A 23,353-nucleotide genomic window follows, 5' to 3' on the forward strand; every position below is an offset into this window, starting at 1 on the left:
TTGGCGACTAAGTGGTGGAGGCAGAACGCCTCGGCTATGACTGCTCGGACCGAAGAGCCGCCTCTGCATTTGTTGGGCCGGGGCTCCTTCGCCTCCTGTCTCGACTCTGCGTACCCGGATAGTGGCAAAACGGCCACGCCAGCGCTTACCGGGCATCTCCATCGCTTATGCTTATGCTGAATAGCCGAGCGCCGATTACTATTGCGCCTTGGCTGAGAGAAGGTCGCGGCTATCGCTGCGTGAGCATACGGCTTGGTCGCGCTCCAGAAGAGCCGTCACCGCAACTGCCGACGCCCAATCCTGGTGGGGCGGCGGGGCGGTCGAACAGCTGCGGAGAGTTTAAAGCCCCTCCATGCTGTGACGATCGCGGCGAATATGACCTGGATCTGGGCATTGGCTTTCGAGAAGCGCGATTGCCTGATCGGGTCGTCTTGATGGCATGAAAAAACCCGCTGCCGGGAGGAGGTGGCAGCGGGTTCGATATCAAGCTTGCCACGGGAGGAGGTGTGGCTCACTTTGCATCGGCATCGCATCTGGGAGGAGTAGATGGCCGACCGGGGTAACATCGAGTGATGCGAGGCATTGTGCAATGCACAATTTTGCATGGCTGCCGTGTGGAACCAGACGCCGTTCGCTATGGCGCTGCTACCCAGTCACTGGCCCGAGGCAGGGAGCCCGAATGCATCTTCCAAGAGAGTTGAAGTCACAATTTCAAAAACCAAAAGTTGACGTTGCCATTGCGGCAGGATATGAATTTCTCTGTCGATATTGCTTGCTGAGCTTTGGTTATCGCGCGTTTGGCACCGCGTCCTGAACGAACCTTCCCTTCAAAATCGTCATCGTCACAAATCGGCAACGCTCTCGCGTTGCCGACGTCCAATATTGCTATGAAAGGGTTCATCATGACCACTGGCACAGTTAAATGGTTCAATTCCACCAAGGGCTTCGGCTTCATTCAGCCTGACAACGGCGGCGCCGACGCTTTCGTTCACATCTCTGCTGTCGAACGCGCCGGAATGCGCGAAATCGTCGAAGGTCAGAAGATCGGTTATGAGATGGAGCGCGACAGCAAGTCGGGCAAAATGTCTGCCTGCAACCTGCAGGCCGTCTGATCGGTTCAGCTTTCCTTTGACCACGGATGTACTGGCACTGTTGAAAGCGTGAGACCAAGCGAGGTCAGGCAAAATTTGCCTGACCTTTTTTATGTCCGGCCGACCGACCCACTAATTTGCGCGTGTATTGCCGCCTCTTGTCGTTGGCCGTCAAGATCAAGGAGATCTGGATGTCCGAAAAAGCAAACGAGCTTCAGACGATCAATACCGCCTGGCAGATCGCCATCCAGGAAATCCTGCGAATGGTCGTGCGGGATATTTACAGGACAGACGACGAAACCGTGTTCAAGTCGCATATCAAGCGCATAGAAGAGGCTGCGGTAGACAGCATCTACACTGGCCTGATGCTTCGAGGCACGGACGAATGGACCGAACTGCTCGTCAAGGAAAAGGCCAGCAATTTCGTCACTACGCTTCTGACATCCTTCACCTTCGATAGGGTTTAAGACCAAAGCCAGTCTTCGCGAACTCGCGAGGCGTGGCGCAGCTTTTCCTAGCCTTCGAGAATTCCCATTGGCCCCAATCGGGCTGATCCACTCCGCCAGCGGAGCGCCTGCCTTGCCTGCACTCGCCTTTCAACGTGCTGTGCGCCGCGAAGCTGGCCTTCGCTTCGCCGGCAGCGCCTGACTGAACTGGATATGGCTGCCCTTCTCCTGCAAGAATGTAGCTGCGCCAATGTTACGCCGCCGAGCTGCTTGGTCATCTCGCAGAAGTCGTCATGCGCCTTAGCCGCCTTGATGCACAGCGATGAGTTGTCGGCGGCCTGAAGCTACGATTTGGTCGCGATGTGGGTGCATTTTGACAAGCCTGGTCGGGCGGCGGGGCTGATCCGTCGGTGATGGGAGGCGGGGTTTGCGGGTTGATGTTGGCGGGTTCGGTTCGGGGCATCTTGGCCCCGTCGCTATGTCACGAGTTGGGGGATGCGATCGAGGACGATGCGCAGAATACGCTGGTCGGGGCAGGATGTCGGCAGGTGCAGGCGGATTTGCGTTTTCATCTCGACCACCCGCGCGGCGATTTTGATGAGGCGCAATCGCAGCGTGTCAAATTGGGCGACGGCAAAGCTCGAGCGCCTCGGCATCGCAGCGCGCAGGCTCCACATCAGCCAGTAGGCGCCGGCATGCAGGAAGAGCCGGAACTGGTTGGCCGTCGCTCTTGTGCAGGATGTGCGGTCGGCGGCAAGATGCGTCTTCCAGGACTTGATGTGGTTCTCGGCCGCGCCGCGCCGGCAGTAGAGGTCCTCGTAGAGCGCCTTGGCCTTGCCACTGGCCAGATTGGTGACGATGAAGCGGGTGTCGGCACCTTGGGCGCCGACCTCGACCCGCGCGATGATGCGCTCGACGCGGCTCCAACTAGCGGCGCCGTCAACGAACTCCTTGAACCTGCGGACCTTGCCTGTCTTGGCCGACGCTTCGAAGCGCGCCGTCGTGCTGGCCTCCAGATCCGCGACATGCTTGCGCAGGGTCGTGGTGGGCGCGAGGCCAAAGATGAAGTCGACGTCGTTGGCGCGGCACCAGTCGATGACCTGCGGGCTGCAATAATGGCTATCGCCGCGGAGCAGGATTCGAATGTTCGGCCAGTTGATCCGGATCGCCCGCACCAGACGGCGCAGGTGGGGGCGGATCTCAGCCCCACTCGGCCGCTTGGCCGGTCGCAGGATCGCGCTGACGAACCGTCCCGCACCATCGAACACTACGATCGGCTGGAAGCCGTACTCGTCATGGTGGGCATTGAACAGGCGAAGCTGTTGGCCTCCGTGCACAGCGTCGAAGGTGTCGTCAATGTCGAGTACGATCCGCTTCGGCACCTGCCGGAACGAGGCGCAATAGAGATCGACCATCGCCCGCCCCATCGCAACCAGCTCCCGCACGCCGGGCAGGTTCTCCAGCCGGCACAGCGTCGATTGCGACGCCAGATCCCGACCCGACGGCAGCGCATCCTGGGCCATCTTGAAGACCGGATCGCGGCGCAGCCGGTTGGCGTCGTTGCCGTCCTCGTAGCCGGCGGCAATCATCTTCATGCGAAAGCCGATCATGTCCGCCAGGCTGTGGACGACCTGGTCCGGGCAGCGCGGATCGTCGATGCAACGCGCCAGACGCTCGGCCACCCGCAACCGCTTTTCCACCTCGGCCAAAGCCAGAACGCCGCTGTTGGACGACAGCATGCCGCCGTCGAAACGGGCGACGACGGACTTGCCGCCGACTGATGACAAACCGCTCAGCGGCAGCGTAAGATCGTTCATGGTGGGTGTGGTCTCCGGGAAATGGTTCGGATCGGCTTAAGCAACCAAATCCTAAGTCATTTCAACGGCTTGCGCCACATCCACCAACCCCCATGAATTTTTCAGGTTAGCAAGAGCCTCGTCGCCGCTTTCCTGCATCAAGCCGGCGGGGGTCTCTTCCATCATAGCCTTCCAGGCGGCCTAGGGAGAGTGGGCAGTAGCGCGTTGTCTTCTTGCTGAAGAAGCCGACTCGCCTTTTCGGCCAGTCGTTTGCGCCTCTGTTCGCGGAAGGCAGTCATGCACCAGCGCGTGATGCCATAGAACAACAGGCCAAAGATCAGCCCAAGCGGCACCGCGCCGATCAGCATCGGCTTCAGCACAGGTACCCACAATTGCGAAAACGAAAGGTTATGCAACATCTCACTGAGATGCGCAGGCGGGCCGTGACGTGGCAGGCGGTCGTGCAACATGATCTTGCCGGTCTCCCAGGAGGCACCCCACAAAAGGGGCAACGTCAACGGATTACCGAAAACAACTGCGCCAAGTGCTGCCGCCACCAGGTTTCCTGCGATCAGCCAGCACAGGACGGCGGCAATGGCGAAGTGGAAACCCACCGGAAAGAATGAGGCGAATACCCCCGCCGCGACCCCAGCCGCCACGGCGTGTGGAGTGGCGTTCAGCCGCAGGATGCGCTTTGAAAAGTACTGGAACGAGCGCGAGAAGGAACTGCGCGGCCACATATAGGTGCGTAAGCGCTCGAAGAGACCATCAGGGTGCCGGCGTCGAAAGAGCACTCTCGTTCCTAACTCCACCAACGCCGCGGGACTTGTCGGCCGGAATGAAATCGGCTCTAAAAAAACGCGGGCTGCGTTGCTTTGTTCCGGTTTGTCAGGTTTAGAAAATATTGGGTAATAAGGGTGATCGCGTGTGAAATCGGTTAGGGTCAAATCGGACTCCCTCAAAGCTAGTTCGGCGTTGCTTGCCCTGGCGCTCGCCGGCTGCGCGGCATTGGGAGGCAAGCCGGCGCCGCTCGATACTTTCGAGCTGTCCGCCCCCTCGATCGACTCCCATGGCCACAGCCGCCGCCAGATCCTGATCGCCCAGCCTTCCGCGCTCAAGGCGCTGGACAGCCAGAACATCGTCATCAAGCCGGCCGATCGCTCGATCCAGTATCTCAAGGGTGCGCAATGGGCAGACCGGCTGCCGCTGATCGTGCAGGCGAGGCTCGCCGAAACCTTCCAGCGCTCCGGCAGCTTTGCCGGCGTCGGCAAGCCGGGCGAGGGGCTGGCGATCGACTTTCAGGTGATCGTCGAGATCCGTTCCTTCGAGGTGCGGGTCGATGGCGGCGACCATGCCGAGGTCGACCTGTTCGTGCGCATCCTGAACGACCGCAATGGCGAGGTGCGTGCCTCGAAGAGCTTCACCGCTTCCGCGCCTGTCTCGGGCAGCGGCAATCCCGCCTTTGTCGGCGCGCTCGACGCCGCGTTTGGCGACGCTGCTAGACAGATCGTGCGCTGGGCCGATACGGCGATCCGAACCGGATAAACCAGCGGTGCCTGGCGGCGTCCAATGCAAATAGGCGTCGTATGAGCGGATTGGCATCTGAATAATTGAGATGCGCCACTGGCGTCGCCAGAACGTCAGGTGCGGCCAAGGTGGGGATGCGATAATCCGCAGACGCTAGCGACTTCTAAAGCACAAGCTGCTTGCCGCCCAAAGGCGACGGTGGCAGGAGGCTCGCAAGTGCAGCGTGAACGCAGTTGGTGGGCTGCCGCGCGGGCGCGTATACCTATAGGCTTATCGCAGTCCTAAGAAGCCCAAGATAAAAAGGACAATTACGATCGCGCCAACAACCCAAATAATCCGATTCATCGTCTCTCTCTTTCCTGCTCAAGAAGCCCCGCCAATTAGGGACCGATGCCACGGCCGGCCAATGGACCGCTTCCTACGCCAAGAAGCGGCATCCGAAGCACCACCTCAACAGTTCAAAACCCCTAATGTTCCAAGGCCCGTTCGCACTGCACACCCTCCCCAGTCAGAGAAGTTGTAAGCCCGGGGATAACGCGGCGACCGAGGCGGATTTTCTTGCTGAGGCTACAGGCACCTCGCCACCTAATGATTCGACGAGATTAGGTTATCGTCCGCCTTGGCTGCACATTCCATCCTACATATCGTTGTTCGCCGCGCTCCTTGGCCCGAGCTGGAAAGTTCCGGATCGAACCCAACGTCTTATTCCTGGAACTTCGGTGGATTTTGACGCGTTACATCATAGAGGAATTTATCAGGACACGCTTGCAGCCTCCCATTTGGTCACCGCGCCGTCTGCGCTAAGGGCGGTCCAGTGTCGAAGCCTCAGTGCCCGATTAACGGTCGATGTGAACTGTTCGAAATGCCAGCAAAAGCACCCAAGTACGCAGAAAGCAAATCTCTGATTGACCGCGAGGCGGAACGCCACGCGGCAAATTCCTCCAAGGCTCGCTTAACGACTGCAGGTGAGGCCGGGCAAGAGCGAGGCAGGGAGGCCGAATGGCCATCCCAGATTCCCGCTCTAGGGTGGAAGGATATCGCTTGGCGCGTGTGGGAGGAATTCAACAAGGATCGCATGCTGCTCGTGGCCGCTGGTGCCACTTTCTACCTGCTACTTGCTCTGTTTCCGGCTTTGGCGGCCTTCATGTCTCTATACGGGTTTGTAGCCGATCCAATAACCGTAGCCGATCACGTTTCCTATCTCGCCGGCTTGCTTCCTTCGACCGGACTCGATCTCATTCGTCAGCAACTGCAAGCGCTGGCACAACAGAACACCAGCGCCCTTGGCGTAGGGTTTTTCGTCGGCCTGTCTATTGCATTGTGGAGCGCCAACAGCGGTATCAAAGCGCTTTTCGACGCCATGAACATCGCCTATGCGGAGACTGAAAAACGCAGCTTTCTCAGACTTAACATCATGTCGGTCGGGTTCACCATTGGTGCTTTGATGATCGGCATCGTTTTGCTCCTGGCCGTCGGTGTGGTTCCCGCCGTCTTGTCGTATTTGTATCTCGACAAATGGGCAGAAGTGCTCTTCGTCTTAGGACGGTGGCCTATTCTCATGCTGGCCGTACTCACCGGGATATCGCTGATTTACCGGTTCGGCCCGAGCCGGGCGAAAGCCAAATGGCGCTGGCTGAGCTGGGGCGCCGTGATGGCAACGCTGGTCTGGTTAGTCGCATCGTGGCTGTTCTCGTTCTATCTGCAGCATTTCGCCAATTACAATGTGACCTACGGATCGTTAGGCGCAGTCGTCGGCTTAATGATGTGGACCTGGATTTCGGTCGTCATTCTCATTGTCGGGGCCGCGATCAACGCTGAAATGGAACATCAGACATCACGCGATTCAACCACCGGGCCGCCATTGCCGATGGGCCAGCGAGGGGCGGTGGTTGCCGATAGTCTTGGCAAGGTCGCTGAGTGACCACCAAATCTGAATCGCCGCGCCTGCGGGGGAGCCATCGTCAAGATCAGCGGAACCTCATATCGTCGGGCAGCCTGTTTTGGCATGAGGAAGCGCGGTTCGAGAAGCCTCACTGGCGTACGGTGCTGACCACGAAGGACAAAGCCAAGGCCTTCGCGATGGCAAAGGAGATCGGCGACAGAGGGGCGGGTCGAGGAGATACGCCGAAGGTGAGGAGGCGCTAACGGCCCGTCTGGCGCGAGGCAATGGAACATTAGGCATCTCTAATAGTTACCCTAACGGCAGGGGTCACCAACGCCTCCGCAAGCCCGCGATCCCTAGGGGCGGCCCGCCGCTGCCGTGAATGGAGCGGCGGGTCTTTTTACATCGCTGGAGGACGGAGCAATGACCGACAAACCGCTGACGACGCGCCAATCCTTCCCCACTTCCGACTGCCGACCCTGGCGATCGGTCATTTCCGACGCAGCCAGAAAAGGCGTGGAGGCGTCGATCGCCCTCGATAATGATCCCACGGTTATTCTTCATTCTTTCAGCGAGGCCGATGCCCACGACAAAGTCGACTGGCAGAAGCCGGGAGACGGAACCAGACAAAGGTTTTGGCGGTTGTGATCAATTCCGCTTAATCGCACGGCGCTCAAACCGGGAGAAATATCATGCAACGGCTTATGTTCACATCAGTTGTAATCGCTTTGTCGGCTGGCCTGTCGGTGTCACAAGCCGCCACGCCCGTTCAACATAAACACGGTATCAGAACGAATTATGGTGCGGCCGGCGGCATGAAGCTTGACCCCACTATAACGGGCGGCACATCGAAACCGAATGCGGCAAAAGATTGTGCCACCGGCCAGCAGACCGGCACCGCACAATCCTCCGCGCCTGGTCAGGCGACAGTCGACGGGAAGGGCGCCGCCCCTGGCCAGATGGAAAAGACAGCTGCGGGCTGTTGAACCATCGCCGCGCGCTTCAGGGAGATCGGTGAGGATCGAGAGATCACGCCGAAACGGAAAAGTCATCGCCCAATGCCATTCCATTCTCGATCAGCCACGCGGTGGATATGAAAATGCCGGGCTGACCCAACAGCCGGTACCCATTCCTCTCCGGATTCCAGGACCTGTAAGGTGAATTGCTTCCCAGCCGGCAGACTCATCAGGATCGCATCGTTTGGCTTTAGATTAGTAAGCGGAGGATCCACGGTGAAGCGCATCCCATCATGAAGATTCACACGTCATCGCTCTTTCCCATGAAAGTTGTTTACTGCTGATTTGATCGTCAATTTTTTACTTCCTGCCACTTTGGTGTACGCCTAGCCGCGCGGTCTGGCTTTAGGTTGTGGCGAACTTTCTGACGGATTTTCGGCCAATTTGGCGAATCTCCGATCTTTTAGCCAAAGCGACTTTTTTCTTGCCAGTAGCTCATCGCGATCATCATTTGTGATCATAACTGGCGCGCTGCTGGCGCTTCTCACAGGGCCTGCAATCGCGGGGCGAGCCGAATGCTAGCCCGAACCCCATTCACCGAAATCGAGGTCGACGGCGTCGGCACCTATCGGCTGCCAAACCAATGGCAAGGCCAGCGGCTGAGGCGCCTTCGCGGCGAGGAGCCCCATACCGCTGTGCTGGCGATCGGGTGCGGGATGACAGTGCACCAGTTCAACAAGCTGCCGGCCGAAAGACAGCATGAGGTGCACCGGGCCTACTTGGCGCTGATGTCGTCAAGCAACGTCGCGTCTATGGCTGACCCGGCGCCGGCCGAGACGCGCGTCATCCCTCGCGGACACCTATCGATCGATCAGAAGATGGCCATCGGCCGCTGGCTCCTGCGCAACAAGGCTGCTCTGCCTCATGGGCATTTCGGGCCGTGGCTGGACAAGCAGGAAGGGCTGTCTCGCGGGATGGCTTCGCAGTGCATGGCGCTGGCCACTGGCGGGCGCCAGGACGGGCGGGGCGTTTCACCGCTGTAAGAGGGCGGCCGGGGGAAACGCGCTCTGGCGGACGCCCGAGAACACTCTCTAGTCGGCTCCACAAGACCTTGCTAAAGTAAGGGTGTTGCGACGGAGGAGATGATGTCGATCGGCGACGAGCTTCAGAAACAATGGGACATTTACGTCGCCGCATACCGCGCCGGGGATGCTGCGGGTTGCGCGTCCATAATCACGGATGACGCGGAATTGCATTCTCCGTATGCGCCGCCAGCACGCGGCCGCGCGGCTATAGAGGCGCTGCATGGCGCTTGGACCCAACACGCCGGGCCGGACAAAACACTTGCCGTGATAGCGGCTGGCACCTCCGGGGATCTGGCCTGGTCACTCGCGGCCTATTCGGAAGGTGAGCCAACCGGGAACGGAACTTCACTCAGCGTCTTTGAGCGCCATGCTGGAGCAGGCTGGTTGATCCGCATGTGTAGCCTGAACAGTAACGACGTGGTCCAATAGGACGCAAATTGCGCGTCCGTGAGCACCCCTGGCCACCGGCCAAAAGAACGCGCAAGCAGGCGCGCCTATCAGCGCCTCTGATGTGAGTCCCTGTTCCATCAAAATCTAACAGTTGGAAAAGCGCACTGGAAAGCACGTGCGGTAACAGTTGATTCAACCATCACTGGTATATTAGGGAGTGTGAGTAGCGGCTCCGACAGTGGGCGGGCGCTTGAGTGCCGGAGCCGCCAGCGCAGTCCGGTTGGGGTTTGACCGCGCCGTCCTATTCTGGGACAGCGCGGTCAACGATCCGTTAAAATGTTGCGGAACTAATTAAGCGCACGCTAATTGAATCGCGGTTTCGCGAGTCATTGCATGCGTTTGAGGTTCCTCCCCCCGTTGATGCCGACCTTGGTGGAGAAGCCTCCCGATGGCGAAGGATGGATTCACGAGGTCAAGTTCGATGGGTATCGATCGCAACTCATCATCGATGAAGACGGCATCAGGATCTTCACGCGCAACGGCCACGACTGGACGGCGAAATACCGTGACTTGGTGACAGAGGCCAAAAGCCTTGGCACCGAAAGCGCTATCGTCGACGGCGAGATCATTGTGCTGAACGAGGCGGGACTGTCGGACTTCAGCGAACTGCGCAAGGCGATCACGCGCCGGCAGCATGACCTCTATTTCGTTGCCTTCGATCTGCTCCACCTCAATGGCCACGATCTGCGCGACATGGCGCTGGAGGAGCGGCGCGAGATCCTCGCCGACATGATTCCGGCCGACATCCGGATCCAGTTCAGCCAGGCGCTGCCGGGCAAAGCCGATGCCATCTATCACCTAGTCGACCAAGCCGGGCTCGAGGGCATGGTGTCGAAGCGGCGGGACAGCAAATACCGGAGCGGACCGTCGACCAATTGGCTGAAGGCCAAATGCTACTCGATCGACGAATACGAGCTGCTCGGCGTCGAGCGTGAGGCGGGCAAGCCGGCGTTCGCTCTGATGGCCGAGCGCGGCACCGGGCGCTATGTCGGCAGCGCGTTTGTCACCTTGAACCGGGAAATGCGGGAGCGGCTGTGGAAACGCGTCCAGGAGCACCCTGGGACGGCGCCAAGGGGCATGAAGCGGCCGGCAACGCAATGGGTCAAGCCGGGGCTGATCGGTCGCGTGAAGCATCTACGGGGCGAGGACGACCTTCGTCATGCCTCGCTGCAGGATTTCCGAGAAGAATGAGCAAGCGCGGCAGCGATTTCCTCTACCATTGGATATCGGACCATTTACCGGACGCTCCGATCATCGACCCGGTCCTAATGGTGATTGATATGGCTGTGGACGCAAAACGGGCGGCCGAAATCCAAGGCATTTCCGGCCAAGAGATCGATGAGGAAATTGGTACGATCTACAAATTCATCATGCGGGATTTGCGCTGAGTCTCTTGCTAGGCGACAGGCAAGGAATATAGTCCTCCCGTTGCGGCGAACCCCCTTCAACGGAGATCGCCAATGGCCAGGACTAAACCAGCAAAACAGCTTTCACAGTCGGAAATCGACCGCTTCATGGTCGAGGCGGAACGGCTTCATAAAAGCATAGTGCAACCGCTCCTATCGCCAACCTGTGATCATTATCGGTCGCTCCAGGCTGTGCACGAGGTGCTGCTGAAATCCATCAAGGATATCACCGGCAGGGATGCGTCGTTCATCAGGTGGAACCTGACAGGGCCGGCGCGACCGCCTATGGCTGGGTAGCGGAGCCGACGTTCGATCGAAGGTAGTGATTGACGGAACATTAGCTGTCCCTAAAAGTTTGGTGCTTGCGGCAAGGTGATGGTCACACACCCCGTCATCTTCCGAAGATCGGACAATGCACCACCGATCGGCCCGCGCTCTCTCAGAGGGGCGCGGGCTTTCGCACGCAGAGGAAAAGATGACGGACAAGCCCCGCCACAACCTACATCGTCAGCGTCTTCGATAAGCCGTACTGGCGCATGTGGTTCTTGTCCCCCACGCATTGCCCGGACGTGAACCGCTCGACTTGGCGATAGCTTTCGAGTTCAAGCTTGTGCCGAGCAAAAGTGTTATGGCCGGCGGTGTCACCGCAGCGAAACGCCCCGCCTTCTTGGAGAAAGTCCCGGCGCGCTTGAGTTTCTGATACCAGGCTCTCGGGAGTTGTTTTTCCGAGACGTTTATTTTTCCGGTTGCCATTGCGGACACCAGGCCGAACGCCTACGGCTTCACGACTCGGCCAGCCGATCGAGCGTCGAGCCCATTTTCGTAAATCCGCGCTAGCACGTCGCGGCCAGTGTCGGCCCGCTCCCGTACGCAGCCGACGAGTATTCTTCCCCCCAAGGACGCAGGCGCACCAGCAACGTCGTCCCATACCGTCCAGGTACCAGACGGCTCAGGGACGCAGCTAAATCTAGGTTGCCGATCGTCCATAGTGGCTAAACGCCGAACACGCCTGTTGGTTCAACAGCCGATACCTATTTGTTGGAGCAAGAATCGTGGCCGGCTGATCCATGCGCCGATTTAACTTGTCGTTCACCATACCACTTTAAGTTCTCAATATGCTGCGGCTGTGTTTTGCGTACCGCAGCGCCCCTGGCGGCAACAACGTAGATCGCGCGGGCGCGCCCGCTGGGACGCGCGAGGCGCTTCGGCGCTGTAGGAGAGCGGTCGGCGGAAACGCGCGCTGGCCGGTCTCGCTCATCCCCTCCCGGCCACCAGGTGGCATATTAGCCACAGGTAATGTTAATCGGCAATCCGCCCTTGCGTCACTGGCTTAGGAGTCCCGTAATGGGTCACTGTGGCTGGCACCGCTATTGCATTGTCAGCAATGCCGAGGGAAATCTCCCCCCCGGCAATCGGGGGTTAAATGGGGGACCCCGCCGCTTCGCAAATGGAGCGGCGGGCTCTTTAGCGGGTGCGGGCAGCAATGTATTTTCCGCAATTTTTGGTGGGTATGTTCGCGACGTCATTCATCGTGGCGATCTGTGCCGGCATAGAAACCGGTTCCGTCTGGAAGGCGCTCGCTTGGATCGTCGTCACGCTGATTATTCTGCAAGTTGGATATTTCCTGCTGGCACTAGGGCTTTTCTATAGGCGCTCGACGAAAAGCCCCGCCGCAAAACCGGAACCGGTCAGCCGTGTTCGTCGAGATGGCGGTGTTTCATCACGAGGCGGCCGATAAATTGTTCGGCAAGCCTGCCGCCACATACGTCGCTAGTGTAGTTCGGCTTGTGCAGATGGGAACGGCAGAACATTGGTGTCCTGGCTCCGCCGCGAGCGGCTTTCCATCTCGCGGTAGACGAGTAGGAGCATCAACATTTCGGCTGTTCCGGGAGGCGCTTTGGATGGAAGGTTTGCAGCTAGAGCTTTAAGCGTCAGGTCGTCCATTCTGCGAATGTGCGCCTTGGTCTCGTCTATGAGGTCGCCCAGCGCTGATAGCAATTCGGCTGACTTCTGCATTGGCTCTCCGGCGATCGGCTGTCGGGCCCAGTTAGCAAGAATATGCAAACACTTGGCGGGCCAGCTAGACGGACCTTGGTCCCGTTTTTGCGCGTCATAAGTCCTGTTGGGCGCAAGGGATCTCCTCTTTCAAATAAGCTCTGGGCTCAAGATTAGAAAAAAGCCCGGCGCGGGGGAGCTCCGGGCTTTTCGTTGTAGGAGAGTGTCGCACTACTCAAAACTGGCCTGCGACACGTCAACATACATCAGCATTTATGAATATATCGTTGCCGAGAGAGTTCGGCTTCAAGATCGGCGGCGTGGTCGACAGCTTCAATCATTCGATGCGAGTGCCACGCATGGCAGGCGGCGGCATGGTTCCGGCGATGCTGGCGGTTCTTTCGCTGCGAAAGGACAGGACGTTTCGCTAGCTTTGCCTTCCGCCGCAATTCTCGGGGATGAAGCGCTAGATGCCGTGAAAGTATTCAGCCAGTAGAAGCTTGAGCTTGAGCGCTCGCCAGCAATAAGGCACAACGAAACGCAACGGCAAACTCTGCCGCCGCGCGCTGGTCGAGGCAGCAAAGGCTCTTGCGCAAGATCGTGTTATCGGGGTTCGCGCAGCATTGGGAGGGAAGCCGACTTTCGATCGAAGGTGAAGGTGATAGCGGCCCGACAGTCTCTCGGGGGTGACCTACTGGCTGCCGGGCCTGACCGGCATTCTGTCACTGCCGGCTGGTGGCAATATTAGCAATTCCTTATAAATATGCTCGTGGTAATTTGGGAGGCGAGCAGGGGATAAGACCCATGACCGACAAGCCAGAGACCCCAACCTACGTTGTCAGCGTGTTCGAGGCGCCGCACTGGCCGCAGGGTGTTGACCACCGAGGATAAGGCCAAGGCGCTGGCCTGGGCGAGAGAGATCGGCGACAAGGTTCGGGTCGAGACGATCAGGCCGAAGGTGAAGAAATAAAAATCCCGCCGACGAGCGTGCCGGCGGGGCTTGGCTGTTATGGCGCAGCTTTTTACATCGCCATTTTTTCACATTCGGCCTGAGCCTTCTTTGTCGAAGTGTCGATCATGTAGGCTTTGCCCTTGGCGTCGGTCATCATCATCATGCAGTGCTTGATTGGCTTGGCCATCTTCATCATTTCGGCGCTCATCTTTGCATCCGGCATCATCGTTCCCATGTGCCCATCGGGCATGATTGCCGTCACTTCTCCGCCCTTCATCAATGACATTTTGCCCATCGTGTCTTCGGCAAGAGCTTGCGAGGCGGAAAGACCGAGGAGGCCGATAATGGCAACGAGTTTGATCGATTGCATTTACTTTACTCCCATTTGGTAGGGGCATGGTTACCCCCTTCGGGGTTCGCAAATGCAAGCCGGAACGTTACTCCGAACACGAACACGTGATCCGCCATTCGCGCAGTAGAGAGCCCATTCCAACTACAAATTTGGGGAGGCAGGGCTTGCCCTCCGAAGGCCGAGGTCACAGGTTCGAATCTTGTCGGGTGCGTATTGGGCGGCGCTTAGCACCACCGAGGAGATCGAATGTCGAGCCCAGCGAGTCGCAGGATGAGCCGGACACCGAGCCGAGACAACGCCTTCGAACGATCGGTTCGCTCACTCCTCTTCGCAGGCGGTTTGAGACATCGAGTTCACTTTTCGCTTCCTGGGATGCCGCGCAGAACGTGCGACGTCGCATTTCCCAAGAGAAGGATCGCCATCTTTCTCGACGGATGTTTCTGGCATGGCTGTCCTGTCCATGGCTCGCAGGCCAAGACCGCCTGGCTACGATTGTTCTCTACCGCGGAACGTCCGATCTGCGCCGGAGAACTAACCCGCCCCAGGAACCTCCCCATGACGGCTCATCATCGTTCGCGTCCATCCGACAGCGTCCCGCGCGAGCGCATGATCGAAGACGCGAGCGGGCGCGGCGATGTCGTCGGACCTTTCCCAACGACAACACGGACTGCGGCTGGGCCTGGATGCAGAAAAGCTACGGCCATTCGGTCGAGATCTTTTGAAGCTTCTCGAACACAAACAGCTTGCCTTTGTGCACGCTGTCTTCGAATGAGCTCGCTTTCGCCAGATGCGCCGCAATCGCGCTGGCCAGCATGCATCCCGTCCCGCGCATCGAAACGGCAAGGCGCGGTGTGTCGAAGCGGATTGGTTCTTGATCGGAGCCCAAAAGAATGTCGGCCGATCGAGGTCCCGCAGCGTGGCCGCCCTTGATCAGCAAGGCCTGCGCTGCACCGGCTAGCAATTCCTTGCCCTGCCTGACCGCGCCGTCCTCATCGGCCGCCAGTTCTGAGCCAACAAGGAGCGCCAGCTCGATGAGATTGGGTGTGACGACACGGCAAAGCGGCATCAGATCACGTTTCATCGCGGCGATGGCGCCTGCTTCCAGCAGCGGCCGGCCTGACGTGGAGGCCAGTACCGGGTCGAGTACTGCCGGCACCTGCGCATTTTCGCGCAGCACGGCGGCAACGGCAACGATGATCTCAGCCGTTGCGAGCATGCCGATCTTGACGGCCGCCACCTTGTTGGCTTGCAGCGCCGCGCGCATTTGATCGGCCACCAGACTGGGTTGCAAAGGATGGATTTCCATCACGGCTTCGTGCGTCTGCACCGTCAGCGCGGTGACAGCAAGGCAGGTACGCACGCCAATTGAAGAGATCGTCTCGATATCGCGTGCAATTCCGGCACCCCCGCTGGAGTCCGATCCACCGACCACAAGCACGTGCGGTTCCCGCCTCAGCGCCATTGGTCTGTCTTTTCGATCCATTCTCGCGTGCGCGCTTCGGGGTCGTCGTTCAGGGTGATGTCGGTCACCACTGCCGCGCTGTCCGCGCCAGCGGCAAAGACGCCATCGAGCCGTTCTGGGTTGAGGCCGCCAATGGCGACCAATGGAATCGGAGCTACGCGTGTCCGCCATTCGGCGATCCGTTCGAGCCCTTGCGGCGCCCATTTCATCTTCTTCAGGATGGTCGGGTAGATCGGACCAAGCGCGATGTAGTCGGGCTCGGCGGCCATCGCTGTTTCCAGTTCGACATGATCATGCGTGCTCAATCCGAGCCTCACGCCGGCTGCCCGTATCCGCGAGAGGTCGGCAGTTTGCAGATCCTCCTGGCCGAGATGTACGAAGTCGCAGCCTTCCTCGACTGCCAGGCGCCAGTGGTCGTTGACGATGAGCTGGCAGCGGTGCTGGGTGCACAAAGCCTTCGCCTTGCGGATCTCCGCGCGCAACCCGGCCTCACCCATGGTCTTGATGCGAAGCTGAACTAGCTTCACGTCGACCGGCACCAGCCGCTCGATCCAGGCAGCGCTGTCGACGATCAGGTAGAAGGGATCGAGCTTCATGAGAAAACCGCCCTGCCGATCGTCGGGGTCGATGGCACGGCGACGTCGCGCGGTTCGAGCATTCCCGAGCAAAAAGCCTCACGACCGGCTTCGACCGCCTTGCCGAACGCATGCGCCATGCCGACCGGATCAGCCGCCCTGGCGACCGCAGTGTTCAGGAGCACGGCGTCAAAGCCGAGTTCCATGACGGTTGCCGCGTGCGACGGTCGCCCGAGCCCCGCATCCACAATCAGCGGGACGCCAGGGAAATGTCCGCGCATCGAGCGCAGCGACATAATGTTGATCGGCCCGAGGGCGGAACCGATCGGTGCGCACCACGGCATCAGGACCTTGCAGCCCGCCTCCAGCAGCCGCTCGGCGACAACAAGGTCATCGGTGGTATAGGGAAATACCGCAAAACCGTCTTCACACAAGATGCGGGCGGCTTCGACCAGGCCGAACACGTCCGGCTGCAGCGTGTCGTGGTTGCCGATCACTTCGAGTTTGATCCAGGTCGTACCGAAGACTTCGCGCGCCATTTTCGCAGTCGTGACCGCTTCCTTGACGGAGTGGCAGCCGGCAGTGTTGGGCAGGATTCTGACGCCCAGCGAGCGGATCAACGACCAGAATTTTTCGCCGGCCCTGCCGCCTGCCATCTCACGGCGCAACGAGACGGTCACCACCGAGGCGCCCGAAGCCTTGACGGCATCGGCAAGGATTGCCGGAGAAGGATATTGAGCCGTGCCAAGAAGCAGGCGGGAAGAAAGGTTTGTTCCTAGAAGATCGAACATGATCTAGCCTCCTTGCATGGGCGAGAGGATTTCGATCCGGTCGCCTTCGCTCAACTGGAATTCCGCCCGGTTGGCTTTGTGCACGAGGTCGCTGTTGACGGCCGTTGCTAGCCAATCGCCCTCGTAGTCGAGCACTGCAAGCAGGTCCGCCAGCGTGGTGGCGGCAATCTCATGCGCTTCGCCGTTGACGGTCAGTCTCATGAGCAAGCTCCTTGGTTCTGTCTTGATTGAAAACCAGGTCGGCAGCCTTACGCGCCATGGCGGGCGCAAGAAGAAAGCCATGGCGATAGAGCCCGTTGATCGCGACGGTGCTTCCATGTGCCTCGACGCGCGGCAGATTGTCGGGAAACGCTGGACGAACCCCCACACCGGTTTCAACGATCTCGGCCTCGCCGAACGCGGGATGGACGGCATAGGCGGCGCTCAGAAGCTCCATCATGGAACGCGCCGTGACCGGTCCGGCGGACTGGCTCTCGATCATCGTCGCGCCGACCATGAAACGGTGGCCGGTGCGCGGCACCATGTAGAGCGGAAAGCGCGGATGCAGCAGCCTGACCGGGCGTGACAGCGCGATATCAAGCGTGCGCAGGATCAGCATCTCGCCGCGAACGCCGCGCAGCCTGTCATCGACGGCGGCCATTCCCGTGCAGTCGATCTGACGATCGAAACCGGTAACATGCCGGGCGACGCTGCCGAAGTGGAATTCGACACCCATGGCAGCGAGCTTGTCATGAAGTGCTGCGATCGCCTGGCGCGGGTCGAGATGAGCCTCATCGGGGAACAGCAATCCGCGCCGGAAGCGACCCGCGAGGTCGGTCTCCAGGATCGGAATTTCGTCTTCATCGACACGCCGATGCCCCGACGTGCGGCTTGCAAAGCGATCAAGCTCGCCAGCATCGCGCTGTGTCGCAACGACCAGCGTTCCGGCCCGCGTCACCTGACCCGGCAGTACCGCATCCCACCAGTCGGCGGCGTCGCGTCCGAGATCCAGCACCGGCTGCTCGGCGCTTTCGCGCTCGCACCACGGCGCCAGCATGCCGCCGGCGAACCACGACGCATTGCCGCCAAGGCCGTGCCGGATCTCGGCGACTGTGACCGTCGCGCCGCGGGCGGCGAGTTCGAAGGCCGCGGTGAGGCCGGCGACGCCGGCCCCTTTGACCAGCACCCTCATGACCGTTCCGGCGCCTCTGGCATGAGCGGTACGCCGGTCTCGTCAGCTGGCATGTAGAGATCGCCGCCCTCGCGGTATTTCGCCGCCATTGCCGCCATGCCCTCTTTCTGTGCCTCGGCGCGGATGTCGTGAGAGATACGCATGGAACAGAATTTCGGTCCGCACATGGAGCAGAAATGCGCCACCTTGTGCGCCTCCTTGGGCAAGGTCTGGTCGTGGAACGACCGCGCCGTTTCAGGATCGAGCGACAGGTTAAACTGGTCCTCCCAGCGGAACTCGAAGCGCGCGCGGGAAAGGGCATCATCCCTGACTTTCGCTGCCGGATGGCCCTTCGCAAGGTCGGCGGCATGGGCAGCGATCTTGTAGGTGATCACGCCAATCTTGACATCGTTGCGATCGGGAAGGCCGAGATGCTCCTTTGGCGTGACGTAGCAGAGCATGGCGGTGCCGAACCAACCGATCATTGCCGCGCCGATGCCTGAGGTAATGTGGTCATAGCCCGGCGCGATGTCGGTCGTCAGCGGTCCAAGCGTATAGAAGGGCGCCTCGCCACAGACGGCAAGCTGCTTGTCCATGTTCTCCTTGATCTTGTGCATCGGCACGTGGCCGGGCCCCTCGATCATCACCTGGCAATCCTTGGCCCAGGCGATCTTCGTCAGTTCGCCGAGCGTTTCCAGCTCGGCGAATTGCGCCGCGTCGTTGGCGTCGGCGATCGAGCCGGGACGAAGGCCATCGCCGAGCGAAAAGGACACGTCATAGGCGCGGCAGATGTCGCAGATCTCCGCGAAATGCTCATAGAGAAAGCTTTCCCGGTGATGATGCAGGCACCATTTGGCCATGATCGACCCGCCGCGCGAGACGATACCCGTGACCCGGTTGACGGTCAGCGGGATGTAGTGCAGCCGCACGCCGGCATGGATGGTGAAATAGTCGACGCCTTGTTCGGCCTGTTCGATCAGCGTGTCGCGGTAGACCTCCCAGGTCAGATCCTCGGCGATGCCGCCGACCTTCTCGAGCGCCTGGTAGAGCGGCACCGTGCCGATCGGTACCGGTGCATTGCGCACAATCCAGTCGCGGATGTTGTGGATGTTGCGGCCGGTCGACAGGTCCATCACCGTATCGGCGCCCCAGCGGATCGCCCAGACCATCTTTTCGACCTCTTCGGCCATCGAGGAGGTGACGGCGGAGTTACCGATGTTGGCGTTGATCTTGACGAGGAAATTGCGCCCGATGATCATCGGCTCGCTCTCTGGGTGATTGATGTTGGCTGGGATGATCGCGCGGCCGCGCGCCACTTCGTCGCGGACGAATTCGGGTGTGACAAAATCCGGTATCGATGCGCCGAAGGCTTCGCCGTCGCGTTGCAGTTTGCCGCGCAGCATCTCGCGACCGAGGTTCTCGCGGATAGCGACGAACTCCATTTCGGGTGTGATGATGCCGGCGCGCGCGTAGGCAAGCTGAGTCACCGCATTGCCTGACCTGGCCCTGAGCGGCTGGTTGCGAACGGGAAATTCCGGCGTCAGGCGCTCGCCCGCCGCGAATCCATTGTCTTCCGGCCGGACATGGCGGCCGACATAGGCTTCGACATCGCCGCGGGCGGTAATCCATTGGTGGCGAAACCGGGCAAGGCCCTTTTCGATGCTGGTTTCGACAGTCGGGTCTGTATAGGGCCCAGACGGATCGTAGACGGTGACGGGCGGTTCGCCTGCCGTCGGATGCACGGAGATTTCGCGCATCGGCACCCTGATCTGCGGGTGGATGGCACCGGGCTTGTGGATTTTTCGTGAGGCGGGCAGCGGTCCCGTTGAGACGGCGGGGGTGAGGGCATTCATCTTGAGGCTCCTTTGCTCATGCATTGGAGACCCAGTTCTGTGCCGGAAGGATGAAAAGACGCTTTGGCCGGCCTGTTCGAAACAGGACTTCGGGCGTGAACTCCCGCAAAGCGCTTGCACCGTCCCTACGCCAGTATGAACTGGATCAGGTTCAACGGGTCACTGCGCCGCGAAAGCCAGCAGTATCTCAGCCCCTTGCCGGGACTCCCCTGGTGAATGCGTCGAATACAATTGGCCGGCGCTATTTTGTCAAGCGCATTCGAGCCACGGGGGTGGTCGACGGCCAATCAGACCGGGCAGAAAAGCTCGCGCATACGTCGGGAACAAGTCACGCCCCGGAGACCAGGGCAGGAATGGCCAAACACGCATTCGCCTCGTCAAGGATGGAGAAGCTGTATCGGCCGTGCGCGTCAAGATCGACCGAGTAGCTCAAGCGGTCGCGTATGTGGTTCTCCTTGTCGAACGTGACGATCCGCGGCTTCAGGGAAGTGATTTGCGCTTCGTCCAGATAGATGGAGTTGCAGACGATGATCTGGTCGCCGGGCTGGCAGGTGCGAGCGGCCGCTCCGTTGAGGATGCAGCATCGCGAGCCACGCTCGCCGAGAATGACATAGGTCGAAATCCGCGCCCCGGAATTCTTGTTCCATATCTCCACGAATTCCATCGGCAGCATGCCGGCTGCCTCGCAGTGGTCAGGGTCGAGCGTTATCGAACCATGGTAGTTGAGGTTCGCTTCGGTGACGTGGATGCCGTGCAGCTTGCCGGCGACCATTTTTCGCATTGGTCTGTTGCCCTATCCATCATTGCATGACCAGTCCTGCTCGCAGCTGGTTGCCCGGCTAAATTCCGACGACGAGCGCACCGCCGCTGAGACCCGCACCTGCCGCCGCCAGCAGGATTTTCTCGCCCTGCCGAAACGGCTCCGATTGATTGGCAAGCGACAGGGAGAGCGGGATCGTCGCTGCGGAAGAGTTGCCGTAGTCGGCGATCGTCTTGACGATTGCTTGATCCGCTATGCCGAGGTTTCTCCCGACCGCATCGAAAATGCGGGCATTGGCCTGATGCGGCACGAACCGGCCGACATCCTCTGGTCGCACTCCGGCAGCGGCGAGTGCGCTTGTCGAGCAATCGGTCATCATCTCGACAGCCTTGGCGAACACTTCGCGTCCGTCGGTCATCGTCATTCGGGTTTGCCCGAGATCCAGGCCACTTTGGAACGGGATGTTGCTTCCGCCCGCCGGGATCTGGCTGCGTTGCATGAGGGATGGTGCGGTCATGATTATCCAAGGTCCTTTTCGAAAGCGGCGGCAAGGTCTGCTGGGCTGAGCTGCACCATCTGTTGCGTCGAACTCTGCAGGGCGATTGCCGGCAGGTGAATGAACGCGCCGACGCGTCGCCAGGCAAGCCTGGAAAATTTGGCACTCCTATCATTCGAGTGCCAAAGGGGCTATGTTAAGTGTTGCAGTCGCTCTATGTGCGGCGGCAGAAAGAACCCCCAATGAAATTCCGACCACTCCACGACCGCGTCGTCATTCGGCGCGCGGACGGCGATACCAAATCCAAGGGCGGAATCATCATTCCCGACACCGCCAAGGAAAAGCCCCAGGAAGGCGAAGTGATCGCCGTCGGCTGCAACAGAGAGAGTTCCGCCGGCGAACTCACCGATACTCCTGTATAGGACATAGCCCGCAACACCAAAGATCAGTGCGGCAAAAATCCGGTTGAGCGCATTCCTGTAGGACGCCAGGCGTGTCTCCGCCACCATGCCGATCAGGCCGCCGCCAATACCGCCGATGATGAATTCGGCAGCCAGCTGCCAATCGACCATTCCTGACTGGGCGTAGTTGAAGGTGGTCGCGAGGCCGAAGGCCGCGACAGCGAGCAGGGACGTGCCGATGGCATTGATCGTCGGCATTCCGGTGGCCAGGATCAGTCCGGGGACGATGAGGAAGCCGCCGCCCATGCCGAAGAAGCCGGAGGTGGCGCCGGCGACAATGGCGACCGCGGCTGTCATGGCACACATTTTGGCATCGACAGGCCGGATTGCCGACGAGGTGCTGCGCCGCGGACGGACCATCAATCCGCCAACCACCATCGTGAGCAGCCCGAAGAAGAAAAGCAGATGCGTGCCGTCGATCGATTTTCCCAAAGTCGATCCCGCCAGGGCACCCACGGAGCCCAATGCCGCGAAGACAAGCGCACAACGCCACCAGACGTGGCCCTTCAGGGCGTGGCCTGCGAGGTTCGCAAATGCGTTGGCGGCCACTGCAAGCGCGCCTGTGCCGATGGCGAGGTGCGGCTGGGCGACGCCGACAACATAGAGCAGGAGCGGCGTGGCAAGGATCGATCCGCCGCCGCCGACCAGACCAAGAGTGAAACCGACGAGACCGCCAGAGCCGACGGCGGCAAACAAGGTATCGGTCATGATGTTCTCCCGGCAAGGAAGCGGTCATGGGCGACCATCCCCGCCAGCATAAAGGCTACGAAGACCAGCGTTGGCGTCAGCCCAAGCGACAACGAAGCCATCGCCGGGCCAGGGCAAAACCCACCCAGGCCCCATCCAAGGCCGAAGATCGCCGAGCCGATGACCAGAGGGGCGTCAATCCGCGAGTTCATTGGCAAATGGAAGCGATCCGCCAGCAGCGGTCGCGACATTCGCCGGATCCAGGCCATGCCTCCCATTGCAACGGCCACGGCGCCGCCCAGCACGAATGCCAGACTCGGATCCCACGTGCCAAAAACGTCGAGAAAGCCCTGAACCCGGACAGGATCAAGCATCCCCGACAGTGCCAGACCCAGGCCAAAGATGGTGCCCACGACCAAAGCGGCCAGAACCTGTAGTTGTTCGTGTTTCACAAGACTGCTCCGTGGAGAAGCGCGACAGCCAGGATGCCGCTCACAAGGAACGTCAAAACGGCGACGATTGAACGCGGCGATAGCCGTGCCAGTCCCATGACGCCATGACCGCTGGTGCAACCCGAACCCATCCGGGATCCGAAGCCGACCAGCAATCCCGCAACCATGATCAACGGCAGCGACGCCGTCATGGTCACTGTCGGCCAATGATGAAAAGCTGCGAAGTACACGACCGGGCCAAGCAGCAATCCGACGACGAAGGCAGAGTTTGTCCGAGTATTGATGCCTTGGACCAGCCTGCCGAGGATTCCGCTTACGCCGGCGATTCTGCCGTTCAGGATCAGGAGCATCACCGATGAAAGGCCGATCAGAGCCCCACCCAGAAGGGAAACGAGATAAGAGGTCATGACCGACCTTCCGAACAGAAGATCGTGTAAAGCGCTGAAACCAATTGAGCAGCCTTCTCGGCGGTCAACCGGTAGAATATCTGTTTCCCGTCACGCCGCGTTTCCACAATTTTGGCGTCGCGCAACACCGTCAGCTGCTGGGAAAGGTTCGGTTGATGGATGTCGAGCATTTCTTCCAATTGGCTGACCGAATGCTCCCCTTCGACAAGGGTGCAGACGAGCATCAGCCGCATTGGATGTGCCAGTGTCTTCAACAAAGCCGCTACTTCGCCGGCGCGGGATTCCATGGCGGCAGGCGACATGTTCACTGCATCAAGCTGG

At 60.0% G+C, this 23,353-nt stretch carries 27 protein-coding genes, 4 pseudogenes and 1 riboswitch; of the genes and pseudogenes, 15 read left to right on the plus strand and 16 right to left on the minus strand.

Features of this window, described 5'->3' with window-relative positions; all coding sequences use genetic code 11:
- The first annotated feature begins 902 nt into the window (after positions 1-902).
- Both HB777_12130 and HB777_12135 read left to right on the plus strand, forming a co-directional pair.
- Positions 903-1,112 (plus strand): cold-shock protein, encoded by a 210-nt coding sequence (locus HB777_12130; GenBank protein ID QND68748.1) that lies wholly within the window; start codon positions 903-905, stop codon positions 1,110-1,112.
- A gap of 170 nt (positions 1,113-1,282) precedes the next feature.
- Positions 1,283-1,558, plus strand: a complete 276-nt coding sequence (locus HB777_12135; protein QND64583.1) for a hypothetical protein — start codon at positions 1,283-1,285, stop codon at positions 1,556-1,558.
- Between the two features lie 455 nt (positions 1,559-2,013).
- On the opposite strand, the gene HB777_12140 is transcribed toward HB777_12135, so the two are convergent.
- On the minus strand, positions 2,014-3,354 hold the full coding sequence (locus HB777_12140; protein QND64584.1) for an IS1380 family transposase: 1,341 nt from the start codon (positions 3,352-3,354) through the stop codon (positions 2,014-2,016).
- 161 nt (positions 3,355-3,515) lie between these two features.
- Positions 3,516-4,127, minus strand: a complete 612-nt coding sequence (locus HB777_12145; GenBank protein ID QND68749.1) for a DUF2062 domain-containing protein — start codon at positions 4,125-4,127, stop codon at positions 3,516-3,518.
- A gap of 133 nt (positions 4,128-4,260) precedes the next feature.
- Here HB777_12145 and HB777_12150 point away from each other — a divergent pair, with 133 nt between their 5' ends.
- From HB777_12150 to HB777_12195, 10 genes are all read left to right on the plus strand, one after another.
- Entirely contained in the window at positions 4,261-4,878 is a 618-nt protein-coding gene (locus tag HB777_12150) for an ABC transporter (GenBank protein ID QND64585.1), read from the plus strand.
- 844 nt (positions 4,879-5,722) lie between these two features.
- A complete protein-coding gene (locus HB777_12155) occupies positions 5,723-6,781 on the plus strand; it encodes a YihY/virulence factor BrkB family protein (GenBank protein QND64586.1) in 1,059 nt (352 codons plus the stop codon).
- Positions 6,782-7,165: 384 nt separating this feature from the next.
- The gene (locus tag HB777_12160; GenBank protein ID QND64587.1) at positions 7,166-7,390 is read left to right on the plus strand and encodes a hypothetical protein; all 225 of its coding nucleotides are present in this window, start codon (positions 7,166-7,168) and stop codon (positions 7,388-7,390) included.
- A gap of 44 nt (positions 7,391-7,434) precedes the next feature.
- A complete protein-coding gene (locus HB777_12165) occupies positions 7,435-7,728 on the plus strand; it encodes a hypothetical protein (protein ID QND64588.1) in 294 nt (97 codons plus the stop codon).
- A 545-nt stretch (positions 7,729-8,273) separates the two neighbouring features.
- Positions 8,274-8,741, plus strand: coding sequence for a hypothetical protein (locus HB777_12170; protein QND64589.1), 468 nt, complete (start codon positions 8,274-8,276; stop codon positions 8,739-8,741).
- A 99-nt stretch (positions 8,742-8,840) separates the two neighbouring features.
- Positions 8,841-9,212: a SnoaL-like domain-containing protein gene (locus HB777_12175; GenBank protein QND64590.1), complete on the plus strand. Its 372-nt coding sequence runs from the start codon at positions 8,841-8,843 to the stop codon at positions 9,210-9,212.
- A gap of 354 nt (positions 9,213-9,566) precedes the next feature.
- Positions 9,567-10,424: an ATP-dependent DNA ligase gene (locus HB777_12180; GenBank protein ID QND64591.1), complete on the plus strand. Its 858-nt coding sequence runs from the start codon at positions 9,567-9,569 to the stop codon at positions 10,422-10,424.
- Positions 10,421-10,621 carry a DUF768 domain-containing protein gene (locus HB777_12185; protein ID QND64592.1) on the plus strand — a complete coding sequence of 67 codons (201 nt, stop codon included), beginning with the start codon at positions 10,421-10,423 and terminating at the stop codon, positions 10,619-10,621. Before HB777_12180 ends, HB777_12185 begins: the two co-directional genes overlap by 4 nt.
- 72 nt (positions 10,622-10,693) lie before the next feature.
- Entirely contained in the window at positions 10,694-10,936 is a 243-nt protein-coding gene (locus tag HB777_12190) for a hypothetical protein (GenBank protein ID QND64593.1), read from the plus strand.
- A 1,186-nt stretch (positions 10,937-12,122) separates the two neighbouring features.
- Positions 12,123-12,377 carry a hypothetical protein gene (locus tag HB777_12195; GenBank protein ID QND64594.1) on the plus strand — a complete coding sequence of 85 codons (255 nt, stop codon included), beginning with the start codon at positions 12,123-12,125 and terminating at the stop codon, positions 12,375-12,377.
- Positions 12,378-12,409: 32 nt separating this feature from the next.
- Here HB777_12195 and HB777_12200 read toward each other — a convergent pair whose 3' ends face one another.
- Positions 12,410-12,655 (minus strand): hypothetical protein, encoded by a 246-nt coding sequence (locus HB777_12200; protein ID QND64595.1) that lies wholly within the window; start codon positions 12,653-12,655, stop codon positions 12,410-12,412.
- 266 nt (positions 12,656-12,921) lie between these two features.
- Here HB777_12200 and HB777_12205 point away from each other — a divergent pair, with 266 nt between their 5' ends.
- The gene (locus HB777_12205; GenBank protein ID QND64596.1) at positions 12,922-13,065 is read left to right on the plus strand and encodes a hypothetical protein; all 144 of its coding nucleotides are present in this window, start codon (positions 12,922-12,924) and stop codon (positions 13,063-13,065) included.
- 591 nt (positions 13,066-13,656) lie between these two features.
- Here the strand turns inward: HB777_12205 and HB777_12210 are convergent.
- Positions 13,657-13,956 (minus strand): hypothetical protein, encoded by a 300-nt coding sequence (locus HB777_12210; protein ID QND64597.1) that lies wholly within the window; start codon positions 13,954-13,956, stop codon positions 13,657-13,659.
- A gap of 252 nt (positions 13,957-14,208) precedes the next feature.
- Here HB777_12210 and HB777_12215 point away from each other — a divergent pair.
- Positions 14,209-14,406, plus strand: a pseudogene (locus HB777_12215) (very short patch repair endonuclease).
- A 226-nt stretch (positions 14,407-14,632) separates the two neighbouring features.
- Here HB777_12215 and HB777_12220 read toward each other — a convergent pair.
- From HB777_12220 to HB777_12255, 8 genes and pseudogenes are all read right to left on the minus strand, one after another.
- Entirely contained in the window at positions 14,633-15,400 is a 768-nt protein-coding gene (locus tag HB777_12220; GenBank protein ID QND68750.1) for a hydroxymethylpyrimidine/phosphomethylpyrimidine kinase, read from the minus strand.
- The gene (locus HB777_12225) at positions 15,391-15,996 is read right to left on the minus strand and encodes a thiamine phosphate synthase (protein QND64598.1); all 606 of its coding nucleotides are present in this window, start codon (positions 15,994-15,996) and stop codon (positions 15,391-15,393) included. Before HB777_12225 ends, HB777_12220 begins: the two co-directional genes overlap by 10 nt.
- Positions 15,993-16,766: a thiazole synthase gene (locus HB777_12230; protein QND64599.1), complete on the minus strand. Its 774-nt coding sequence runs from the start codon at positions 16,764-16,766 to the stop codon at positions 15,993-15,995. Before HB777_12230 ends, HB777_12225 begins: the two co-directional genes overlap by 4 nt.
- Positions 16,767-16,769: 3 nt before the next feature.
- Entirely contained in the window at positions 16,770-16,967 is a 198-nt protein-coding gene (gene thiS / locus HB777_12235) for a sulfur carrier protein ThiS (protein ID QND64600.1), read from the minus strand.
- Positions 16,936-17,937 carry a glycine oxidase ThiO gene (thiO, locus tag HB777_12240; GenBank protein ID QND64601.1) on the minus strand — a complete coding sequence of 334 codons (1,002 nt, stop codon included), beginning with the start codon at positions 17,935-17,937 and terminating at the stop codon, positions 16,936-16,938. Before thiO ends, thiS begins: the two co-directional genes overlap by 32 nt.
- Positions 17,934-19,769: a phosphomethylpyrimidine synthase ThiC gene (thiC, locus tag HB777_12245; protein ID QND64602.1), complete on the minus strand. Its 1,836-nt coding sequence runs from the start codon at positions 19,767-19,769 to the stop codon at positions 17,934-17,936. Before thiC ends, thiO begins: the two co-directional genes overlap by 4 nt.
- 104 nt (positions 19,770-19,873) lie before the next feature.
- A riboswitch (TPP riboswitch) is annotated at positions 19,874-19,990 on the minus strand.
- 107 nt (positions 19,991-20,097) lie between these two features.
- Positions 20,098-20,550, minus strand: coding sequence for an aspartate 1-decarboxylase (locus HB777_12250; protein ID QND64603.1), 453 nt, complete (start codon positions 20,548-20,550; stop codon positions 20,098-20,100).
- A gap of 58 nt (positions 20,551-20,608) precedes the next feature.
- Positions 20,609-21,016: pseudogene (locus HB777_12255) on the minus strand (3-oxoacyl-ACP synthase).
- 251 nt (positions 21,017-21,267) lie between these two features.
- On the opposite strand from HB777_12255, the pseudogene HB777_12260 reads away from it, so the two are divergent.
- A pseudogene (locus HB777_12260) lies at positions 21,268-21,399 on the plus strand (co-chaperone GroES).
- A gap of 30 nt (positions 21,400-21,429) precedes the next feature.
- Here HB777_12260 and HB777_12265 read toward each other — a convergent pair.
- The 4 genes and pseudogenes from HB777_12265 to HB777_12280 form a co-directional block, all read right to left on the minus strand.
- Positions 21,430-22,194, minus strand: a pseudogene (locus HB777_12265) (sulfite exporter TauE/SafE family protein).
- The gene (locus HB777_12270) at positions 22,191-22,625 is read right to left on the minus strand and encodes a YeeE/YedE family protein (GenBank protein ID QND64604.1); all 435 of its coding nucleotides are present in this window, start codon (positions 22,623-22,625) and stop codon (positions 22,191-22,193) included. The pseudogene HB777_12265 and the gene HB777_12270 overlap by 4 nt, the downstream one beginning before the upstream one ends.
- Positions 22,622-23,032 (minus strand): YeeE/YedE family protein, encoded by a 411-nt coding sequence (locus HB777_12275; GenBank protein ID QND64605.1) that lies wholly within the window; start codon positions 23,030-23,032, stop codon positions 22,622-22,624. Before HB777_12275 ends, HB777_12270 begins: the two co-directional genes overlap by 4 nt.
- Positions 23,029-23,334, minus strand: coding sequence for a helix-turn-helix transcriptional regulator (locus HB777_12280; GenBank protein ID QND68751.1), 306 nt, complete (start codon positions 23,332-23,334; stop codon positions 23,029-23,031). Before HB777_12280 ends, HB777_12275 begins: the two co-directional genes overlap by 4 nt.
- Between the last annotated feature and the right edge of the window lie 19 nt (positions 23,335-23,353).

Source organism: Mesorhizobium loti, assembly GCA_014189435.1.
In the GTDB taxonomy this organism is placed as follows: Bacteria; Pseudomonadota; Alphaproteobacteria; order Rhizobiales; family Rhizobiaceae; genus Mesorhizobium; species Mesorhizobium loti_G.